The sequence below is a fragment of the Actinomadura soli genome, assembly GCF_005889715.1.
GTDB lineage: Bacteria > Actinomycetota > Actinomycetes > Streptosporangiales > Streptosporangiaceae > Spirillospora > Spirillospora soli.
This window is the reverse complement of record NZ_VCKW01000049.1, coordinates 1-19,554: the sequence shown is the minus strand read 5'-3', so window position 1 is coordinate 19,554 and position 19,554 is coordinate 1. Positions and strand designations below refer to the sequence as shown.

17 protein-coding genes are annotated in these 19,554 nt (G+C 71.5%); 14 read left to right on the top strand and 3 right to left on the bottom strand.

What is annotated here, in order from left to right; translation table 11 throughout:
• Nucleotides 1-216: 216 nt before the first annotated feature.
• From ETD83_RS12315 to ETD83_RS12265, 11 genes are all read left to right on the top strand, one after another.
• Nucleotides 217-486 carry an acyl carrier protein gene (locus tag ETD83_RS12315; RefSeq protein WP_138645231.1) on the top strand — a complete coding sequence of 90 codons (270 nt, stop codon included), beginning with the start codon at nucleotides 217-219 and terminating at the stop codon, nucleotides 484-486.
• An 83-nt stretch (nucleotides 487-569) separates the two neighbouring features.
• Nucleotides 570-1,913 carry an NAD(P)/FAD-dependent oxidoreductase gene (locus tag ETD83_RS12310; RefSeq protein ID WP_138645230.1) on the top strand — a complete coding sequence of 448 codons (1,344 nt, stop codon included), beginning with the start codon at nucleotides 570-572 and terminating at the stop codon, nucleotides 1,911-1,913.
• 81 nt (nucleotides 1,914-1,994) lie between these two features.
• Nucleotides 1,995-3,788, top strand: coding sequence for an NAD(P)/FAD-dependent oxidoreductase (locus tag ETD83_RS12305; RefSeq protein WP_138645229.1), 1,794 nt, complete (start codon nucleotides 1,995-1,997; stop codon nucleotides 3,786-3,788).
• A gap of 28 nt (nucleotides 3,789-3,816) precedes the next feature.
• Entirely contained in the window at nucleotides 3,817-5,481 is a 1,665-nt protein-coding gene (locus ETD83_RS12300) for an NAD(P)/FAD-dependent oxidoreductase (protein ID WP_205717621.1), read from the top strand.
• 75 nt (nucleotides 5,482-5,556) lie between these two features.
• Nucleotides 5,557-6,297 (top strand): ABC transporter permease, encoded by a 741-nt coding sequence (locus ETD83_RS12295; RefSeq protein WP_138645228.1) that lies wholly within the window; start codon nucleotides 5,557-5,559, stop codon nucleotides 6,295-6,297.
• An 11-nt stretch (nucleotides 6,298-6,308) separates the two neighbouring features.
• Nucleotides 6,309-7,046 carry an ABC transporter permease gene (locus ETD83_RS12290; RefSeq protein ID WP_171064160.1) on the top strand — a complete coding sequence of 246 codons (738 nt, stop codon included), beginning with the start codon at nucleotides 6,309-6,311 and terminating at the stop codon, nucleotides 7,044-7,046.
• Nucleotides 7,047-7,120: 74 nt separating this feature from the next.
• Nucleotides 7,121-7,852 (top strand): ABC transporter ATP-binding protein, encoded by a 732-nt coding sequence (locus ETD83_RS12285; RefSeq protein ID WP_138645226.1) that lies wholly within the window; start codon nucleotides 7,121-7,123, stop codon nucleotides 7,850-7,852.
• Between the two features lie 12 nt (nucleotides 7,853-7,864).
• Complete coding sequence (locus ETD83_RS12280) at nucleotides 7,865-9,205, top strand: cation:proton antiporter domain-containing protein (RefSeq protein WP_138645225.1); 1,341 nt, start codon at nucleotides 7,865-7,867, stop codon at nucleotides 9,203-9,205.
• 76 nt (nucleotides 9,206-9,281) lie between these two features.
• Nucleotides 9,282-10,421: an acyl-CoA dehydrogenase family protein gene (locus ETD83_RS12275; protein WP_138645224.1), complete on the top strand. Its 1,140-nt coding sequence runs from the start codon at nucleotides 9,282-9,284 to the stop codon at nucleotides 10,419-10,421.
• The gene (locus ETD83_RS12270) at nucleotides 10,421-11,968 is read left to right on the top strand and encodes an amino acid adenylation domain-containing protein (RefSeq protein ID WP_138645223.1); all 1,548 of its coding nucleotides are present in this window, start codon (nucleotides 10,421-10,423) and stop codon (nucleotides 11,966-11,968) included. The genes ETD83_RS12275 and ETD83_RS12270 overlap by 1 nt, the downstream gene beginning before the upstream one ends.
• Nucleotides 11,965-12,513, top strand: a complete 549-nt coding sequence (locus ETD83_RS12265) for a flavin reductase family protein (RefSeq protein WP_138645222.1) — start codon at nucleotides 11,965-11,967, stop codon at nucleotides 12,511-12,513. Before ETD83_RS12270 ends, ETD83_RS12265 begins: the two co-directional genes overlap by 4 nt.
• Before the next feature lie 57 nt (nucleotides 12,514-12,570).
• Here ETD83_RS12265 and ETD83_RS12260 read toward each other — a convergent pair whose 3' ends face one another.
• From ETD83_RS12260 to ETD83_RS12250, 3 genes are all read right to left on the bottom strand, one after another.
• The gene (locus ETD83_RS12260) at nucleotides 12,571-14,310 is read right to left on the bottom strand and encodes an NAD(P)/FAD-dependent oxidoreductase (RefSeq protein ID WP_205717620.1); all 1,740 of its coding nucleotides are present in this window, start codon (nucleotides 14,308-14,310) and stop codon (nucleotides 12,571-12,573) included.
• Nucleotides 14,229-15,617, bottom strand: a complete 1,389-nt coding sequence (locus ETD83_RS12255) for an NAD(P)/FAD-dependent oxidoreductase (protein ID WP_138645221.1) — start codon at nucleotides 15,615-15,617, stop codon at nucleotides 14,229-14,231. Before ETD83_RS12255 ends, ETD83_RS12260 begins: the two co-directional genes overlap by 82 nt.
• A 131-nt stretch (nucleotides 15,618-15,748) precedes the next feature.
• A complete protein-coding gene (locus ETD83_RS12250) occupies nucleotides 15,749-16,537 on the bottom strand; it encodes a DUF3050 domain-containing protein (protein ID WP_138645220.1) in 789 nt (262 codons plus the stop codon).
• Between the two features lie 275 nt (nucleotides 16,538-16,812).
• On the opposite strand from ETD83_RS12250, the gene ETD83_RS12245 reads away from it, so the two are divergent.
• The 3 genes from ETD83_RS12245 to ETD83_RS12235 all read left to right on the top strand — a co-directional run.
• A complete protein-coding gene (locus ETD83_RS12245) occupies nucleotides 16,813-17,169 on the top strand; it encodes a 4Fe-4S dicluster domain-containing protein (RefSeq protein WP_205717619.1) in 357 nt (118 codons plus the stop codon).
• Entirely contained in the window at nucleotides 17,166-19,148 is a 1,983-nt protein-coding gene (locus ETD83_RS12240; protein ID WP_205717618.1) for a hypothetical protein, read from the top strand. The genes ETD83_RS12245 and ETD83_RS12240 overlap by 4 nt, the downstream gene beginning before the upstream one ends.
• 11 nt (nucleotides 19,149-19,159) lie before the next feature.
• Nucleotides 19,160-19,554: amidase family protein (locus tag ETD83_RS12235; protein ID WP_268920445.1), on the top strand; the 395-nt coding region annotated here is incomplete at its 3' end.

The window sequence follows — 19,554 nt, the reverse complement described above, 5'->3', positions numbered from 1 at the left end:
TCGTGTCTGGTTCGAAGACCGATCTCGGCGCCGTCGCGTCCGATCCCTTGGCGCGCCGCCCACCCGCCCCCGCCTGCGGCGCGCCCCGGCCTGGACGAGGTCTTGAGTCACTTCAGAACGGACTGAGATCAGGAGCCGAACCGCGGCGGCCAAGGTGACCCAGGTAGCCGCGAACGGCGGCACGCGCCAAGTGGACAAGCCGAAGGGGTCCGATCGATGGCTCTCGACGCCGAGCAGATCTACACCGAGCTCCGCGCGTACGTCAGCACGAACTTCCTGGAGGGCGGGGAGGTCGAGGAGCTGAACCGCGACACCCCGCTGCTGGAGTGGGGAGTTCTCAACTCCATGAACACCTCGATCCTCATGTCGCACATCAGGGACCGGTTCGGGGTGGACGTCCCGCCCATGTACATCACCGGCACCCGCTTCCGTGACCTCGGCGCCATCACCGAGATGGTGCACGAGCTGTCCTTGCAGGCGGCCTGAGCGCGACCGTCAGCGATCCACCCGCGATCCACGCACATCGAGGCGGCTCCGCGCCGAGGGGCCGACGTAGAAGGGAAGGCGACGTGGAGGCAGAGTTCGACGTCGGCATCATCGGGGGCGGGCCGGCCGGATCCGTGGCCGCCGCCTACCTCGCCAAGGCGGGGCTGAAGGTGGCGGTCTTCGAGAGCGAGAACTTCCCCCGTGAGCACGTGGGCGAGTCGCTCGTCCCGGCGACGACCCCGGTCCTGCTGGAGATCGGGGCGATGGAGAAGGTGGAGGCGGCCGGCTTCCCGAAGAAGTACGGCGCCGCCTGGACCTCGGCCGAGCACCGCGACATCGACCACATGGGGTTCCGCGGCCTGGAGCACGACTTCCGCGCCGCGGAGATCCTCTTCAACGAGCGTGACCAGCCCGGGGTCGACCGGGACCACACCTTCCACGTCGACCGCGGGAAGTTCGACCTGATCCTGCTCAAGCACGCCGAGGAGCTCGGCGCGCAGGTCTTCCAGGGCGTGCACGTCACCAGGAGCGACATCGCCGACGACGGCGTGACGCTGCACGTCCGGGTCGGCGGCCGGCAGGTGGAGGTCCCGGTCCGCATGGTCGTGGACGCCAGCGGCCGCCGCACCCAGCTCGGCGCCCAGCTCAAGCTGAAGATCAGCGACCCGGTGTTCAACCAGTACGCGGTGCACACCTGGTTCGACAACTTCGACCGGACCGCGCTGGCCGTGGACGACGCCAAGGCCGACTACATCTTCATCCACTTCCTCCCGGTGACCGACACGTGGGTGTGGCAGATCCCCATCACCGACACCATCACCTCCGTCGGTGTGGTCAGCCAGAAGAAGCGGTTCAAGGAGTACGGCGGCGACCGGGAGCGGTTCTTCTGGGAGACCGTCGGCAGCCGTCCCGAGCTGCTGGACGCCCTGAAGAACTCCGACCAGGTCCGCCCGCTTAAGACCGAGGGCGACTACAGCTACGGCATGCGGCAGATCTGCGGGGACAGGTTCGTCCTCATCGGGGACGCCGCGCGGTTCGTCGACCCGATCTTCTCCAGCGGGGTCAGCGTGGCGATGAACAGCGCCCGGATCGCCTGCGGCGACATCGTCGCGGCGGCACAGGCCGGCGACTACTCCAAGGAGCGCTTCGCGGGCTACGAGCGCACGCTGCGCCGCGGGGTGAGCAACTGGTACGAGTTCATCTCGATCTACTACCGGCTGAACATCCTGTTCACCGCGTTCGTGCAGGACGAGCGCTACCGGCTGGACGTGCTGAAGATGCTGCAGGGCGACGTCTACGAGGACGACGAGCCCAAGGCGCTGGCCGCGATGCGCGAGATCGTCAAGGTGGTCGAGGACGACCCGACCCACCTCTGGCACCCCTACCTGGGCAGCCTCAAGTCGCCGTCGGCCAAACCCACCTTCTGACGGCCGCGCCCAGGTCAGACCGCGGCCCCGGCCCCGGCCGGCGGCCCCATCTTCCGACCGTTTCCGACAGAGGAGCATGACATGGTCAGCGGGCAGCCGGCCGCGAGGGCCGGAACGACGGGCGCCGCGAGGGCCGCCGCCAGGGGCGGCGGGGACGTGCACGATGTCGCGATCATCGGGTCCGGTGTCGCGGGCACCGTCCTCGCCGCCTGCCTGGCGCGCAACTACGCCAGGGTGGTGCTGATCGACGCCGCCACCCATCCGAAGTTCACCATCGGCGAGTCGACGATCCCGTTCACCTCGATGATGCTGCGGCTCCTCGCGGAGCGGTACGACGTGCCGGAGATCAAGCACCTGTCGACGTTCGAGGGCGTCCACGCCAACGTCACCACGCAGTGCGGGATCAAGCGCAACTTCGGCTTCGTCTACCACCACGAGGGCGAGCGGCAGGATCCCGAACTGCGCACGCACTTCCAGATCCCGAAGATCCTCAACACCGAGAACCACTACTTCCGCCAGGACATCGACTCCTGGATGCTGTCGGTCGCCGTCAAGTACGGCACCGAGGTGCGCCAGCAGCAGCCGGTCACGGACGTCGACATCGACGACGACGGCGCCACCGTGCACCTCGCGTCCGGGGCGAGCGTGCGGGCCAAGTTCGTCGTGGACGCCAGCGGGTTCCGCTCGGTCCTCGCGGACAAGTACGGGCTGCGCGAGCAGCCGACCCGGTTCCGGCACCATTCGCGGTCGCTGTTCAACCACTTCACTGGGGTGCGCCCGTTCGACGACGTGGCGAGGCCCGACGAGGGCTTCCCGAGCCGGTGGGGCGAGGGGACGCTGCACCACCTGTTCGAGGGCGGCTGGATGTGGGTGATCCCGTTCGACAACCATCCCCGGGCGACGAACCCGCTGTGCAGCGTCGGGATCCTGATGGACCCGCGCGTCCACCCCGAGCCTGACTGCTCGCCCGAGGAGGAGTTCCAGCGGTTCATCGACAAGTACCCGGACATCGCCGCCCAGTTCGAGGGGGCGCGCCCGGTGCGCAGCTGGGTCCGGACCGGGCGGCTGCAGTACTCGCCCCGCCAGACGGTCGGGTACCGCTGGTGCCTGACCTCGCACGCGGCCGGGTTCATCGACCCGCTGTTCTCGCGCGGCATGTCCAACACGATGGAGACGGTCCACGCGCTCACGCACCGCCTGCTGGACGCGATCCGCGACGACGACTTCTCCGTCGAGCGGTTCGAGTTCATGCAGGACCTGGAGCAGGGGCTGCTGGACTTCAACGACGACCTGTGCGCGAACGCCTACGTCTCCTTCGGGGACTGGAGGCTGTGGAACGCGTGGTTCCGCATCTGGGCGCTCGGGCAGATCATCGCGACCTTCGAGGTGAACCGGGCGTACGCGCAGTACCTCGACAGCCGTGACACCGCCGTCCTCGACCGGCTTGAGCACGCCTGGTGGCGCGGCAAGGCGTTCCAGGAGGACTCCCCGTACGCGCCCGTCCTGGAACTGTTGCGCGAGGTGAGCGAGCTGTGCCAGGCGGTCCAGAACAAGGAGCTGGACGCCGGCGCGGCGGCCGACACGATCATGGCGCGGCTGCGGGAGGCCGACTTCGTGCCGCCGCACTTCGGCCTCGCCGACCCCGGCCGGCGCTGCCTCGACGCCACGTTCCTCGACGTGCTGCGCATGCTCCGCTGGGGCAAGCGGAAGGCGCCGCCGGAGATCGGCCGGCTCACCCGCGAGGGGCTGACGCTCTTCATGAAGAAGCGCCTGGCCCCCGGGGAGTTCGAGCTCGGCGAAGAGTTCAGGCAGTACCTGGCGGGCCGGCGGTGGCTGGGCCGGAAGCTGCGCGTCCCCGACCCCATGAAGTCCTAGGCCGACCCCTACGTTCTGGGAGCGACAAGTGCCGACCACGACGCATCAAGAGATCTACGACGTCGCCATCCTGGGCTCGGGGTTCGCCGGCTCCATGCTCGGCGCGATCCTGGCCCGCAACGGGGCCAAGGTCCTGCTGCTGGACAGCAAGTCCCACCCCAAGTTCGCGATCGGCGAGTCCACCATCCCCAACATGCTGGTGACGCTGCGCACCATGGCGCTCCGCTACGACGTGCCGGAGCTCATGGCGGTGTCCACCTTCTCCGGCTGCCAGAAGATCGTCTCGGCGGCGCACGGGCAGAAGATCCACTTCGGGTTCATGAACCACCAGGAGGGCGCGGAGCAGGATCCGCGCCAGCTGACGATGTTCAACTTCCCGAAGCTGATGCTGCACCCCGCCGCGCACATGCTCCGCCAGGACGTCGACGCCTACCTCTACAACGTCGCCGTCAAGTACGGCTGCGCGACCCGCACCAACTTCACCGCCGAGAAGATCGACTTCGACGGGTCGGGCGTGACGATCGCGTCCGAGCGCGGCGAGGAGATGCGGGCCAGGTACATCGTGGACGCCAGCGGGTACCGCTCGCTGCTGGCCAAGAAGTTCGGCCTGCGCGAGGACCCGTGCCGCTACCGGCACCACTCCAGGTCGATCTGGAACCACATGCGCGACACCCCCAGGACGGACGACGTCTTCCGCCGTCCGAAGCGCGACACCCCGCCCGTCCCCTGGTACGACGGGACCGTCCACCACCTGTTCGACCACGGGTGGTTCTGGGTGATCGCGTTCGACAACCACCCCTCGTCCCGCAACCCGCTGTGCAGTGTCGGGCTCACGCTGGACGAGCGGCGCTACCCCAAGCCGGAGGGCGTGACGCCCGAAGAGGACTTCTGGCACCACGCCAACCGGTTCCCCGGCATCGCCCGCCAGTTCGAGGGCGTCAAGCCGGTGCGGGAGTGGGTGGCGACCGACCGCCTCCAGTACTCGTCGTCGCAGACCGTCGGCGACCGGTGGGTGCTGCTCGCGCACGCCGCCGCCTTCATCGACCCGCTGTTCTCCCGCGGCCTGCACAACACGTGCGAGGCGGTCAACATCCTCGCCTGGCGGATCCTGCGGGCGGTCGAGGACGACGACTTCTCCGCCGAGCGGTTCGCCCCCGTCAACAGCCGCCAGCAGGCGCTGTTCGACGGCAACGACAAGCTGGTCAACGCGGCCTACCAGTCGTTCGCCGACCACGAGCTGTGGTCCGCCGTCTTCAGGATCTGGGCGTGGGGCTCCAACGCGGGGACGTTCCGCGCGCTGGAGGCGTTCCGGCGCTGGCGCAAGGACGGCGACAACGCCCACCTGCTGGAGCTGGAGGAGGTCGAGAACCCCGGCCTGCACTGGTCCGACCACGAGGGCTACGCGGAGCTGTTCGACGACATGGTCGCCCAGTGCGACGCCTTCGACCGCGGTGAGATCACCGGCCGGGAGGCGGCCGACGCCCTGTACGACCACCTGGAGCGCGCCCCGTTCGTGCCCCGCCACTGGGGCTGGACGGAACGCGACCTGCGGTTCATCAACCCGAACCTGCGGCGCGTCAGCCGGACCATGTGGTGGGCCGCCAGGCAGGCGCCGCCGGACGTCCGCCGGCTGATGCTCGGCTTCCTCCGCGAGAGCACCAAGGAACTCGTGCGGGGCCGCCGTGTCCTGTGAGCCGGAGCGTCCGCGACCCGGGCCGGAGCGCCCGCGACGCCCGCGACCCTTGCGACCCCAGAAAGGTGGTCTGAAGTGATCTCCCGCAATTGCCTGCTCATCGCGAACCGGGTTCTCCGCGAGCTGCGGCGCGACTACCGGACGCTGTTCCTGTTCACCATGTCGCCGCTGTTCGTGATGATCCTCGTCGCCGGGATGCTCGTGGAGACCCCGCGGACGTTCGACCGGAGCGGCCTGCTCGTCATGGGCCTGTTCCCGACCGCTCCCGGGTTCCTGTTCGCCGCGTTCGCCATCCAGCGCGAGCGCTACCGGGGCTCACTGGAGTTCCTGCTGTCGGGCCCCGTCACCCGGTTGGACGTCCTCGTCGGCTACCTGCTCGCGTTCTCCGTCCCCGCGGTCGCGCAGGTCGCGCTGACGGTGTCGGTGTCCTACGGGCTGCTCGGCCTGGACAGCGCCGGGCCCTGGTGGGCGGCGGCGCTCCTCGCCATGCTCGCCTGCGTCCTCGGCGTCGTGCTCGGCATGTTCGCGATCAACCTGGCGCACAACGAGCTCCAGCTCACCAAGGTGCTGCCGACCGTGGCGCTGCCGCACCTGATGGTGTCCGGGCTGTTCCTGCCCTATGAGGACATGCCGGGCTGGATGCAGGCCGCGGCGACCATCGCGCCCTGGCGGTACGCGGTCGGCGCCGTCTCCGAACTCCATCTGCACTCGTCGGTCACGTCCGAGCTGGTGCTCAACCTGAGCGTGACGGTCGGCATCGTGTTCGCCCTTTCCGCCGTGACCGTCGGCACCGTGCTCAGGCGCCGGACCGCCTAGGAGGGACAGCCGTGTTCTCTGTACGGATCACGCTCGCGATCACCCGCCGCATCCTGCGGGAGGTCTTCCGCGACACGCGCGCGAGCATCTTCCTTCTCGTCGCGCCGGGCGTGCTGATCGTGCTCGTGCGCAACCTGTTCGAGTCCGCCGCGGACTTCGCCCCGACGGGCGCGATGATGCTCGGCGCGTTCCCCGCCCTGTCCATGTACATGGTCGGCAGCACGCTGGTGGTGCGGGAACGCAACCGGGGAACGCTGGAGGCGATCCTCGCCACCCCCGCGAGCCGGCTCGACTTCGTCCTCGCCTACCTGTGCGCCGCCGTGGCCGCGTCGCTGGTGCAGGCCGTCAGCACCGTCGCGGTGGGCTACACCCTCGGCGGCCTGGAGACGGCGAGCCCGCCGTGGCTGCTCGGCGCCATGGCCGCGCTGTGCGCGATCTTCGGGATGAGCCTCGGGCTCATCTGCAGCGCCATCTGCCAGAACGAGGGCCAGGCGTCCCAGCTCGTGCCCGGGATCATGGTGCCGCAGCTGCTGATCTGCGGCGTCTTCTGGCCGCTGCCCGTCATGGCCGACTGGCTGCGGGCCATCGAGCGGTTCATGCCGTTCTCCACCGTCACCCGGGCGATGACCGCGGCCCGCGAGCACTCCTACGGCGGCTCGGAACTCGTGGTCAACAGCGTCGCCATGGCCGTGCTCACCGCGGCCGCGCTGCTCGGGGTCGCGGCGATCATCCGCCGCCGGACGGCCTAGGTCCCTCACTCCACAAGCACACGTCAATCCACAAGCACCGCGTCAATCCACAAGCACGCAGAACGGAGACAGTCATGTCCGAATCGGCCGTGCGGATACGCGATCTGGTCGTGTACCGCGGTGGCGCGCTCGTCCTGGACGGCATCGACCTGGACGTCGCGCCCGGCACCGTGACCGGCCTGGTCGGCCCCAGCGGCAGCGGCAAGACCACGCTGCTGCGCTGCGTCGTCGGCGTCCAGAAGATCAAGAGCGGCCGGGTGACCGTGCTCGGCCGCCCGGCGGGCACCGCCGCGCTGCGCCACGAGGTCAGCTACCTCACCCAGTCGCCGACCGTGTACGGCGACCTGACGGTGGAGGAGAACGTCCGCCACTTCGCGGCGCTGTACCGCAGGTCCAAGCGGGACGCCGCGATCGTGATCGAGCGGGTCGGGCTGAGCCCGAAGTCGCGGCAGCTCGTGCGCAAGCTGTCCGGCGGGCAGCAGACCCGCGCGAACCTCGCCTGCGCGCTGGTGGCCGCGCCGCGGATGCTGGTGCTCGACGAGCCCACCGTCGGCCAGGACCCGCTGCTGCGCCGCGAGCTGTGGACGCACTTCCACAACATCGCCCGCGCGGAGGGGACGACCATCGTCGTCTCCAGCCACGTCATGGACGAGGCCGCGCGCTGCGACCGCATCCTGCTGATGCGCACCGGCAAGATCATCGCCGACGACACCCCGGAGATGATCCGCAAGGAGACGCAGACCGACGACCTCGACGAGGCGTTCCTGCGGCTCATCGAGGCCCCCGTGGCCGTCCCCCAGGTGTAGGGCGGCGGGCGCGTGGACAGGGCCGCACATCTCGACTGGGCGTACACGACCGCCATCGGCGGGATCGCGCTGCTGCTGGTCACGTCGACGCTGTTCATCGCGCTGACCCGGCGGCTGCGCCAGCCGCCGGTGATCGGCGAGATCATCGCGGGGATCTGCCTCGGGCCGAGCGCGCTCGGCCTGCTCCCGGGGAACCTGACCGACCGGCTCTTCCCGGACGAGGTCAGGCCGCTGCTCACCATCGTCGCGCACGCGGGCGTGCTGCTGTTCATGTTCATCGTCGGCTGGGAGCTGGACGGCCGGGTGCTGCGCGGGCGGCGGCGTCCCCTCGGGCTGCTGTGGCTGGGCGGCGTGGCGCTGCCCATGGGGCTCGGGATCGGGCTGGCGGCCGTCCTGTACGACCTGCACGACACGGTCGACGGGCGGCCCATCCGGTTCCTGCCCTTCGCGCTGTTCCTCGGGGTCGCGATGTCGATCGCGGCGTTCCCGGTGCTCGCCCGGCTGCTCACCGAGCACGGGATCCACCGCCTGCCGCTCGGCTCCTACGCCCTGGCCGTCGCCGCGCTCGACGACATCTTCGCGTGGTCGATGCTCGCCTTCGTCTCGGCGCTGGCGACCTCGGCGGGCACCGCCGAGCCGGTGAAGATCGCGATCTGGGGCGCCGTGTACGTTGCGGCGTTGCTCTGGCTGGTCAGGCCGCTGCTGGCATGGCTGGTCAACCGGCTCTCCTCGACCGCGTTCGCGCAGCTCCCGCTGCTGATCGCCGCGGGCACGCTCGGGTCGGCGTACGTGTCCTCCGCGATCGGCCTGCACATGATCTTCGGCGCGTTCCTGTTCGGCGCGATCATGCCGAAGGACGGCGACCGCGACCTGCTCCGGCGCACCGTGGTGATCCCGCTGGAGGACGCCGGGCGGCTGCTCCTCCCGGTGTTCTTCGTCGTCACGGGCCTGTCGGTGGACCTCACCTCGATCACCGCGGCCGGGCTGCTGCAGCTCGCCCTGATCATCGTCGTGGCCTGCGGCGGGAAGCTCGGCGGCATCACGCTGTCGGCCCGGCTGACCGGCCTCGGCTGGCGGGACTCCACCGCCCTCGGGATCCTGCTCAACACCCGGGGGCTGACCGAGCTGGTGATCCTCAACGTGGGCTACTCGCTCGGGCTGCTGAGCACCGAGCTGTTCACGCTGATGGTGATCATGGCGCTGCTCACCACCGGGATGACGTCCCCGCTCATCGGCGCGGTGCTGCGGCGGGCCCGGCGGGACGGCGGCGTCCCCGGCCTGGACCTGCTGGGCGCCACCACGCGCGCCTCCCCGGCCGCCGCCTCCGTCTCCGCGCACGACCGCGACCCCTGACGGCCGTCCGGACCGGCGCGCGGCACGGCCGCCGGTCCGGACGGCAGCCAACCGACCCGTCCACTCTGGAGAGCCCATGGAATTCGCCTGGGACGACCGGCAACGCGACCTCTACGACCAGACCCTCGCCTCGGTTCAGAAGTCGTTTCCCGACGACCCGCCCGCGACCGCCTCCTTCTTCACCCGCGACGACTGGCGCACGCTGGGCGATCTCGGGGTACTGGGCGCCTGCGTGCCGGAGACCTACGGCGGCGGCGGCCTCGGCGCGCTCGACACCGCGCTGATGACCGAGGCGTTCGGGCGCGGCTGCGCGAACACCGGCCTGGTGTTCGCGGCGGGCGCGCACCTGTTCGCCTGCGCCATGCCGATCGCCGAGTTCGGCGGCGAGAAGCTCCGCTTCGGAACGCTCCCGGGCCTGTGCTCCGGCGAGCTCGTCGCGGGCAACGCGATGACCGAGCGGGGCGCGGGCTCCGACGTGGCCCGGCTCGCGGTCAGGGCCGAGCGGGCCCCCGGCGGCTGGGTGCTGAACGGGGAGAAGAGCTTCGTCAGCAACGGGCCCGCCGCCGACATCTACGTCACCTACGCCACCACCGACCCCGCGGCCGGGCACCTCGGCATCACCGCCTTCGTCGTGGAGCGCGACGCGGACGGCGTCCACGCCGGCGAGCCGCTGGACAAGATGGGCCTGCTGCAGTGCCCGGCGGGGACCGTGCGGTTCACCGACTGCCTCGTCCCGGACGAGCAGGTGATCGGGGAGCCGGGCCAGGGCGGCTGGATCTTCCAGCAGTCGATGGGCTGGGAGCGCAGCTGCCTGTTCGCCGGGTACCTCGGGCTCGCCGACCGGATCCTCGGCCGGTGCGTCGACCACGCGCGCGACCGCCGCCAGTTCGACCAGCGGCTCGCGTCCTTCCAGGCCGTCTCGCACCGCCTCGCCGAGATGAAGCTGCGGGTGGAGTCGGCGCGGCTGCTGCTCTACCGGGCCTGCTGGGAGATGGACCGGGGCGGGCGGCCGACGATGTTCACGGCGCTGTCCAAGCTGGCCGTCTCCGAGGGCGCGCTGGCGTGCGCGCTGGACGCGGTGCGCGTGTTCGGCGGCCGGGGCTACCTGCGCCCGGACGGCGTCGAGGCCGCGCTCCGCGACACGGTGCCGTCGGTGATCTTCTCCGGCACGTCGGATGTCCAACGCGAACTGATTGCGAGGGAGCTGGGACTGTGATGCTGCTACGCGAACTGCTTTCGGCCTCGGCGCGCCGCCGTCCGGACGCCGTCGCCGTGCACGACGCCGCGGGACCCGCGACGTACCGGGAGCTGGACCGGCTCGCGGACCGGTACGCCGCCGGGCTGCGCGCCCGGGGCGTCGGGCCGGGCGACCGGGTGGTGGTCTGGGGAGAGAAGGGCACGTGGGCGATCGCGGTCATGCAGGCCGCGCTGCGGCTGGGCGCGATCTACGTCCCGGTGACCGCGTCCAACCCCCCGGCCCGCCTCTCGCTCATCACGGCGGGCGCCGAACCGGCCGTGGTCGTGGCCGACGACACGGCCGCGGGCAAGGCCCGCCGCGCCGACTGGGCCGACGCCGACCTGGTGACGGCCCACGAGCTGGAGACCTCCGCCGACGCCGACACCGGCGAACCCGCCGAGCCCCGCGATGCCGATCCCGACGCGCCCGCCTACATCCTCTACACGTCCGGATCCACCGGGACGCCCAAGGGCGTGTGCATCAGCAACCGCAACGCGCTGGCGTTCGTGGAGTGGGCGGCGGACGAGCTGAACATCGGCCCCGGCGACCGGCTGTCCAACCACGCCCCGTTCAACTTCGACCTGTCGGTCTTCGACATCTACGCGGCGTTCCTCACCGGGGCGTCCGTCCATGTGATCCCCGAGGAGATGTCCTACGCGCCCGCGCAGCTCACCGCCTTCCTGCGGGAACGGCGGATCACCGTCTGGTACTCGGTGCCGTCCGCGCTGAGCCTGATGATCCGCGAGGGCGGGCTGCTGGACGAGCCGCCCCCGCCCGACCTGCGCGCCTGCGTGTTCGCCGGGGAGCCGTTCGCGATCCAGCACGTCCACCGGCTGCGCAAGGAATGGCCCGCGGTGCGCCTGCTCAACTGGTACGGGCCGACCGAGACCAACGTCTGCACGTCCTACGAGGTGACCGACGACGACCTGGCCCGGTCGGGCCCGCTGCCGATCGGACGGGCCTGCTCCGGCGACACGGTGACGCTCGACCCGCCGGGCGGCGCCGAGGGCGAGGTCGTGGTGTCCGGCCCGACCGTCATGCTCGGCTACTGGGGGATGGAGCCGCACACGGGCCCCTACCCCACCGGCGACCTGGCCCGCCTGGACGACCGGGGCGACCTGCACTACCTGGGCCGCCGCGACCAGATGGTGAAGCTGCGCGGCCACCGCATCGAGCTGGGCGAGATCGAGACGGTGCTCGCCGGGATGGAGCGGGTCGGCGAGGCCGCCCTGCTGGTGGTGGGGGAGGGCACGCACGCCCGGCTGCACGCGTTCGTGGTCCCCGCGCCGGGCGGCGCCGCCCCGTCGCTGCTGGCGGCCAAGCGGCACTGCGCGGAGCGGCTGCCCCGCTACATGATCATCGATGCGCTGCACGTCCTGCCGGACCTGCCGCGCACGGCCAACGGGAAGACCGACCGGACCCGGCTGCTGGGCATCGCCCAGGAGGCCGCCCTCGTCCAGGAGGCCCTCGGTCAGGCGGCCCCGACCCAAGAGGCCCCGGCCCGGAAGGGGGGTGAGCCGCGATGATCTCAGGGACGCCGGCGACCGCGGGCGAGCACGTCGCCGACCTGCGGTCCTCCTCACTGCCCTCGGTGGACGTGACGACGTTCCGGAAGGTGATGGGGTCGTTCGCCAGCGGTGTCTCCGTGGTGACCACGCTGGACGAGGACGGCGTGCCGCGCGGGTTCACCTGCTCGGCGCTGTGCAGCGTGTCCAGTTCCCCGCCGCTGCTGCTGTCGTGCGCGAACTCGGTCAGCAGCACGATGCGCGCGATCCTCGACCGGGGCCGGTTCGCGGTCAACATCCTCGGCTCGCGCGGCACGGAGATCTCCCGGCTGTTCGCGTCCCGGGGCACCGACGGCAAGTTCGAGCGGATCGGCTGGGACGCCGGCGTGGTCACCGGGATGCCGCTGCTGCGGGCGACGGTCGCGCACGCCGAATGCGAGCTGAGCGGCACGGTCGAGGCCGGAGACCACACCATGCTGCTGGGCCGGATCGTGGGCGGCGACGCCTTCCCCGAACGGGCGCCGCTCACCTACTGGCGCGGCGGGTACGCCACCCTGCACCGCTAGCCTCCGCCGCACATCGAAGAAGCCTTCGCCGCGCGCGGCGAAGGCTTCTTCGATGTGTCAGCGGGAGGAGCGGGTGCTCACCGAGGTGACGTTGTCCCGGGTGAGGAGCCGGCGGAAGTCCGACGGCGCCTTCGTCTTCACCCACCACAGCATCTGCAGTCGCTTGGGGAGGGTGAACCGGTAGATCCGCGCGCCCGGGTCGCCGAACGCGTAGAGCGGCGGGACGAAGTCGGCGGTCCGGAGGCGTCCGAACACGTCGTCCGCGGCGGACCGGGGATCGATCAGCCCCGCCCGGACCTGCGCGAGGCGGTCCATGGTGAACGCGATCGTCTCGCGGAGCCCGGCGGGCGCCTGGAACCAGAGGCCGCCGAGCTCGAAGCGTTCGACCGGGGACCAGTCGGCCCGGCCCCGGGCGGCCGCGACCTTGCAGTCGAGCCGGGCCCGCTTCAGCGACAGGTCCGCCAGGATCTGCCACAGCAGCCAGACCCGGCTGAAGGCGTTCAGCAGCGCGAAGTCGGCGCACGCGGTGCGCGCGCCGTCGATCCAGGAGTCGTGGAAGGCGGCCAGCTCGTGCTGGAAGCGGGCCGCCCGCTCGAACCGGCCAGGGGAGAGGTCGCCGTCCGCGAACGCGGGGATCAGCGCCGCCGCCAGGCTGTGCACGAGCTCCGCGCTCGTCGTCACGTCACGCGCCAGGAACAGGTCGTTGCGCGCGGCGGACCGCTCGAACGCGAACCACCCCTCGCCGTGGGTCCGGGCGGCGGTCCGCTGGACGAGCGGCGCGACCCGCCACGACACCGGGACGGCGTTCTCGAACTGCCGTTTCAGGTCGGGGAAGCGGTCCACGACGGTGTGGAACGCGGCGCCGGGATCCGAGGGGAGATCGGCGAGGGCGGCCGGGTCGAGGCTGAGCGTCACGCTCGTGCTCCGGTTCCGGCTGTCCTCGTGGTTGCCGAACGCGGCGAGCTGCAGCCAGCCCCCCTCGAACAGGTGGTGCACCGTGCCGCGCGACCAGAGCGACGCCTTGGGGTAGCGGGAGGCGTCCACCAGCTCCTCGAACGGGGTCACGTCGTGCATCCGCGCGGTGAGCACCGCGGACCGGTGCCTGAGGCGCGGCTCGGCGTCGTCGCCGCCGTTGCGCCGCACCAGGGGCGAATCCGTCCCGGCGGCGTCGACGAGGAAGCGGGCCCGGTAGACGTGCCCGCCGCTGGTCTCGACCCGGCCCGCCGGCGCGCCGTTGCCGTCCGGCTCCACCCACGCGTCGACGAGTTCGTCGTCGGACGAGGTGGCGGCGGCCCCGTACTTCTCGGCCAGCCGGACCGCGTACCGGTCGACGTCCGGACGGAACGGGTGCCATTCGGTGTGCTCGCCGGGCACGTTGAACTGGATGCTCTCCTCCGGGTCGTGCACCGCGCCCGCACGGTGGTACAGGAAGCCGAGGCTGCGCTTGACGCCGCTGCCCCGGCGCAGGCCGGCGGGCAGGTCGGGGAAGCGCCCGAAGGCCGCGAGCTCCGGCACCTCGAACCGGTGCGCCAGGAGCATGAACACCTCGGAGGTGTAGGGCACGGTCGTCTCGCCGGAGACCTCGGTGCGGTCCCCGGGGGCGGCCACGACCAGCACGCGCAGGCCCTGCCGGGCCAGGACCGCGCCGAGCATGCCGGTGGCGAGATGACCGCCCAGCAGGGCGACGTCGTAGCGCTCGGACGGGTCGGGCCGCGTCATGACGCCCGTCCGCTGGGCGCCGCGGCGGCCTGCACCGGGCAGCCGTACATCGGCTCGTAGCCCTCGAAGAGCGTCCATTCCTTCTCTTCGCGGAGCCGCTCGAAGAACCGGTTGTCGTCCGACCAGAAGTCACCGTTGAGCGCGCGGACGAGCCACTTGTGCTCGATCTCCTCCTTGGTGTCGAACGGCCCGCCGGAGGTGGCGCGCAGGCGCTCCTGGATGCCCCACCAGCCGGCCCCGGTGAGCCGGGCCTCGTTCTCCGCCGGGACGAACCGCAGCTCCTTGCCCGCGGTGGGGTACCGGTTGTCGTACACGGCGCGGATGAGCCGGTAGTAGGTCTCGTAACCGGTCTTGAAGAAGGACTGGTAGCGGTCGCCCGCCTCGGCCTCGGAGGACTCGCCGCTCAGGATCAGGGCGCACTCCTCGGCGGCCCGCCGTCCGGTCGAGAGGGCCAGCAGGACGCCGCCGGAGAACACCGGGTCGGTGAAGCAGCCCGCGTCCCCGATGATGAAGTAGCCGGGGCCGGCGAGGGTGTCGCAGTGGTACTCGAAGTTGTTCTCGCCGGTCAGGTCGCGGACCACGGTGGTGCCCTCGATCCGCTGCCGGATCCGCGGGATCCGGCTCAGGTGCTCCTCGAAGACCTCCTCGGGACGGGACGCGCGCAGGATCGACGCCGGCACCACGGCGCCGACGCTCATCGTGTCCGGGCGGATCGGGATCGCCCACAACCACCCGTCGTCGTGCAGGCCGAGCTGGATGTCGCCCTGCGTCGCCGGGTTCTTCCGCTCGTCCACGCCGCCGAAGTGCTTGAACACCGCGGCCATCTTCAGCTCGTCGTCGGTCCTGCGCAGGTCCAGCGCCCGGGCGATCACTCCGGCGCGGCCGCTGGCGTCCACGACGATCCGCGCCGTCGCCGCGTGCTTCTCGCCCCGGTGGGTATACCGGACGCCGTCGATCCGCTCGCCGTCCCGGATCAGGCCGGTGACCCTGGCCTCCTGCAGAACGGTGGCATTGGGCTCCTCTGCCGCCGCGTCGAGCAGAATCTTGTCGAAATCCGCCCTTTCCACATGCAGCGTCCAGCCGCGCAGATCGTCGCCGATCTGGCCGAGGTCGAGGCGCCGGAAGTGACCGTCTGTCCCGGTCAGCTCGATGCCTTTCTTGACAACGAATCCGGACGCCCGCACCCGGTCCAGCAGGCCGAGCTGGTCCAGCACATCGGCGGTATAGGTCAGCAGCGACTCACCGATATGGAATCGGGGGAAAGTCTCCCGCTCCAGCAGGAGCACGGAGTGGCCTTTCCGGCTGAGCGTCATGGCGTAGCTCGACCCGCTCGGGCCGCCGCCGATGACGATGGCGTCGTACGCACCGGCGTGGGTTTCGGTCATGAGACCATTCCTTTCTCGGAATATGCGCACGGTGGATGCGCGGGCTGCTGCGACACCTTTCGGGGCGGCGCGGATGGAATGGCGTTCGGGCGGCGCGGCGCGAATGGCGCGGGCACCTCGGGCGGTGTTGCTCAGGCGGCGTCGAGCCGGGCGGTGATGCCGTCCCACAGGGCGCGGCGGGCGCGCAGCGCGGCGATGATGGCGTCGGCGCAGTCGTCCCACTTGGCGGTGTCGTCGCCGCACAGGTCGGCCACCATGGCCATCGCCATCGGGGTGTGCTCCTCGCCGTCCACCTCGATGTGGCGGGCCAGGTAGTCGCAGAAGGTGCCGAGCCGCCCGTCCCGCTCGCCGATCGCGATGACCCGGTCGAACATCTCGGGGATCAGGTCCTCGCGGCCGAAGGCGAACGCGGCGGCCTGCTGGTGCGCCGCGGCCTTCTCGATGAAACCCCAGGTGGTGGCCGTGAACTCGGCCGCCGGCCGGGGCGCGGGGGCCGCGTCAAGCGCGGCGGGCACCGGTGTGCCGCCGCGGACGAGGTCCAGGAACCGCTCGATCGGCCCGGTGTCGGCCCCGGCCTCGCGCATGCCCGCCAGGTACAGCTCGAAGTGGCTGATGAACCCGTCGCCGAGCTCGTCGCTCTCCTCGACCAGCACGATGTCGTTGATCAGCCGGCGGCTCTCGGTCGGCCCGTGCGGGACCCACGGGACCTCGACGCAGGTCAGCATGCGCTGCAGGTTCTTCAGCAGGGACATGAAGTCCCAGACCGCGAACACGTGGTGCTCGGTGAAGACGTTGACGTCGGCGAGGGAGCCCAGCCGCGTGTAAACCGGATGGTCGATCACCTCGGCGCGAGCCGGCTCGACCGCCTTCTTCAGCTTATCGATCCCTGGATGCGCTTTTGCCCAATCGTAGCGCGACACTGTTGTCATCTCCATTTGCCGGTGGGCGATGTCAGTGGGCCGTGGGAGTGGGCCCATGCCGGAGTGTTCGACTGCGTACTTCCGCAGTCGAACAGGGCCCGGCCCGGTCGGCGCGCCGTTCTATGATCTTGTCTTCCGGGTGAACTCCCGGCGTCGCCTTCCCCTATTCCAGCGTGCGCGTGACGTGTCATTTTTGTCGAGTCCGGACGCCGTCCCGGCGCATATTGCGACCCGCCATCGCGGTCTTTAGAGTTGGGCCCGGCGAAGACGTCCAGTTGGAGGTCCTGATGCCTTGGCAGAAAGCTGACCCGGCAATTACGCCCGCCGCGCGGGCTGATCGGACCGCACGTATCGAGACGCGTTCGCGCGGTGGAGCCTGGCGAAAGCCGCCGCGCCGCATCGAATCCTCCGAATGCATCACCTGCGACAGTTGCGTGCGCGGCTGCCCGCCGGAGTTCGGCGCCATCTTCGATCGCGGCCTGGACGTGGTCATCGTTCCCGAGCTCTGCTCCGGGTGCCCCGCGTGCGTGCTCGTCTGCCCCGTCGACTGCATCTACGTCGACGAGGAGTGGACGCCCACCGGCGGCGACCTGTGGAGCCACGTCGAACTCACCGCCGCGGGTGCGCCATGACGGGTCCCGAACGGCCCCCGGTGGCCGACGACCGCGCGGCCCGCCGGGCGAAGCGGGCCGAGCGCTGGCGCAACCGCCGCCCGAGCCGGCTCGGCACCCGCGCCGGGACCGCGCCCAAGCCCGACTACGTGCTCGACGACGACGCCGGGTTCCGCGCGCTCCTCAAGCGCGTCTGGCGGGAGGCGAAGGCGGCCCCCGACCTGCCCGCCGCGGTCGATGTCCTGCTCACCCTGGACGGCGTCGTCCCCGCCGACGTGCAGCTACGGGCCCTGCGCGAACGGGACGAGACGGCGCTGAACGTCCTGTGCGGCGTGTCCTGGCGGGCGCACCGCCGCCGCGACCCCGCCCCCGGCGTCGCCCTCGCCGAGGCGGCGTACCTGGGTGAGCTGGGCCTGACCGTGAGCGGCCGGATCGCCGTGCGCGTCCCATCCGAGGGGCCCTTGGAGACCGGGCACGACCTTGTCGACGGGGTCATGCGCGTGCCATGGTCGGCGGCGAGCCTGCACGAGTACCGGGACGAGACGGCCCGGGCCGCGGCGCGGCGATCGGAGACGGTGGCCGACTGCCGCCGCTGGCTCGACGACCTGGGCCCGAAAGGCCGGGACGACTGCCTGGAGTGGCTCAAAGAGGCCGCGCAGCGCACCGCCCCTTTCGTCCTGTACCAGGAGGACAGGCAGTACACCAACTTCCGCGACCGCAACACGATCACAGGTAAGACGCTGTGGCCGGGCCACCCGGACTGCGCGTTCAGCGCGCTGCAGGCGGTGCCCCTGGAGCTGTGGTCGGACGGCGACGCCGTGGCGGTGGTCTGCCTTTCGCTGCTGGTGCGTTCCGCGGGGTTCGCGCGCATCGAGGAGGCCAACGGCACCCAGCTCACCGTCGACCACGTCGCCCACCTCCTCGAACGGACGCGGCGCGGGTACAACCGCGCGTCCGGTCCGGAGCTCGCGCCCGTTCCCGCGGCGGAGCCGGCGCGGGTCGCGTCACTCGACGAGCTCGCTGGGGCGCTCGGGGCGCGGCGCCGGGAGCTGTCCGGGCACGTCCAGCTCTACCGCGAGATCCACGGCGCGCTGATGCACAAGGTCGAGCGCATCGCGGGACCACCGGAGACACCCTGCGAGCGGCGCGAGCGGGCGCTGTGCGCCCGGCTGCGCGAGACCCTGCCGGTCACCGGCGGCACGCTGGCAGAGCAGGCGGCCGAGCTGACCCGGTCCCCCGGATGGCTGGCCCGCCCGCACCGCGGGTTCGGCACCGGGCTGGAGTCCCTCGTGCACGCGACGGTGACCGGCGCGGGAGGCGCCGCCGAGGCGGACTTCGCGATGAGCCGCGGGATGCGGTCCCTGCCCGCGCTGATCCGCGCGCTGCGGGACGAGGACTGGACCGAGATCGTCGGATGGGAGATCGGCGAGTACTTCTGCTGCGTCGTCCCGTCCCCCGGCGCCCGCGCGCTCTTCGGCGGCTCGGCCACGCACCTCGCCGACACCGCGTGGGCGATCTCGGCGCGGATGCAGTACAACTCGTGGCACTTCATCGCGGGCAACCTCCCCGGCGTGCCCGAGGTCCGGGCCCGCGACCACTTCGTCCCGCCGACGATCCCCGACCTCGCCTACAACTCCGACCTGCACCATCGCGGGCATGTGGCGGCGCGGGTCCGGTACAGCATCCGCAGCCCGCAGCCGGTCCGCGTGCTGGACCGGACGTTCGACGGCTTCGTCGACCTGCGCCTGCTGCGCTGCGAGGGACGGCCGTTCGACGAGCAGGACCTGCTCTTCGCCCACCGCGCGTCGGGCTTCATCGCCCACGCCACCGGCCTGGCCGCCGGCCTGGTCGCGGACGGCGCCGCCATCGAGGTCACCGCCTTCGACCCCGCCTGGCACTGGGCGACCATCGCCGGAGCCACGAAGCCGGACGGCGCGGACGGCACGGGTGGCGCGGACGACGCGGACGGCGGCGACCGGCCCGACCGGCGGAACGGCTGAGGGCAGCGGAGATGGGTGGAATACGCGAGATACGCGGATCGCTGATCCGGGGCGAGCTGACCGTCGCCGAGCACATCGGGTCCCGGCTGGCCGCGATCGAGGACGCCGACCGCGATCTCGGCGCGTTCCACGCGGTCGCCGGCGACGAGGCGGTGCGCGCCGCGGAGAAGGCCGACGCCCGCATCTCCGAGCTCGGCCCGGCGGCGTGGCGCGACCGGCCCCTCCTCGGGATCGCCGTCGCCGTGAAGGACCTCGTCCAGACCGCCGACCTGCCCACCGGGCGGGGGTCGCTCCTGGAGAACCCGCGTGCGCGGGTCGACGCGCCCGCCGTGGCGCGGCTGCGGGCGGCCGGCGCGATCCTGGTCGGGAAGACGGCGACGTCCGAGCACGGCTGGAGCGCCAGCAC

Excerpts from the sequence above, each read along its gene's own strand:
- ETD83_RS12315 (WP_138645231.1), top strand. The coding sequence starts at position 217 with ATGGCTCTCGACGCCGAGCAGATCTACACCGAGCTCCGCGCGTACGTC.
- ETD83_RS12305 (WP_138645229.1), top strand. The coding sequence starts at position 1,995 with ATGGTCAGCGGGCAGCCGGCCGCGAGGGCCGGAACGACGGGCGCCGCG.
- ETD83_RS12285 (WP_138645226.1), top strand. The coding sequence starts at position 7,121 with ATGTCCGAATCGGCCGTGCGGATACGCGATCTGGTCGTGTACCGCGGT.
- ETD83_RS12275 (WP_138645224.1), top strand. The coding sequence starts at position 9,282 with ATGGAATTCGCCTGGGACGACCGGCAACGCGACCTCTACGACCAGACC.
- ETD83_RS12270 (WP_138645223.1), top strand. The coding sequence starts at position 10,421 with ATGCTGCTACGCGAACTGCTTTCGGCCTCGGCGCGCCGCCGTCCGGAC.
- ETD83_RS12265 (WP_138645222.1), top strand. The coding sequence starts at position 11,965 with ATGATCTCAGGGACGCCGGCGACCGCGGGCGAGCACGTCGCCGACCTG.
- ETD83_RS12260 (WP_205717620.1), bottom strand. The coding sequence starts at position 14,310 with ATGGACGCTCTTCGAGGGCTACGAGCCGATGTACGGCTGCCCGGTGCA.
- ETD83_RS12255 (WP_138645221.1), bottom strand. The coding sequence starts at position 15,617 with ATGACCGAAACCCACGCCGGTGCGTACGACGCCATCGTCATCGGCGGC.
- ETD83_RS12240 (WP_205717618.1), top strand. The coding sequence starts at position 17,166 with ATGACGGGTCCCGAACGGCCCCCGGTGGCCGACGACCGCGCGGCCCGC.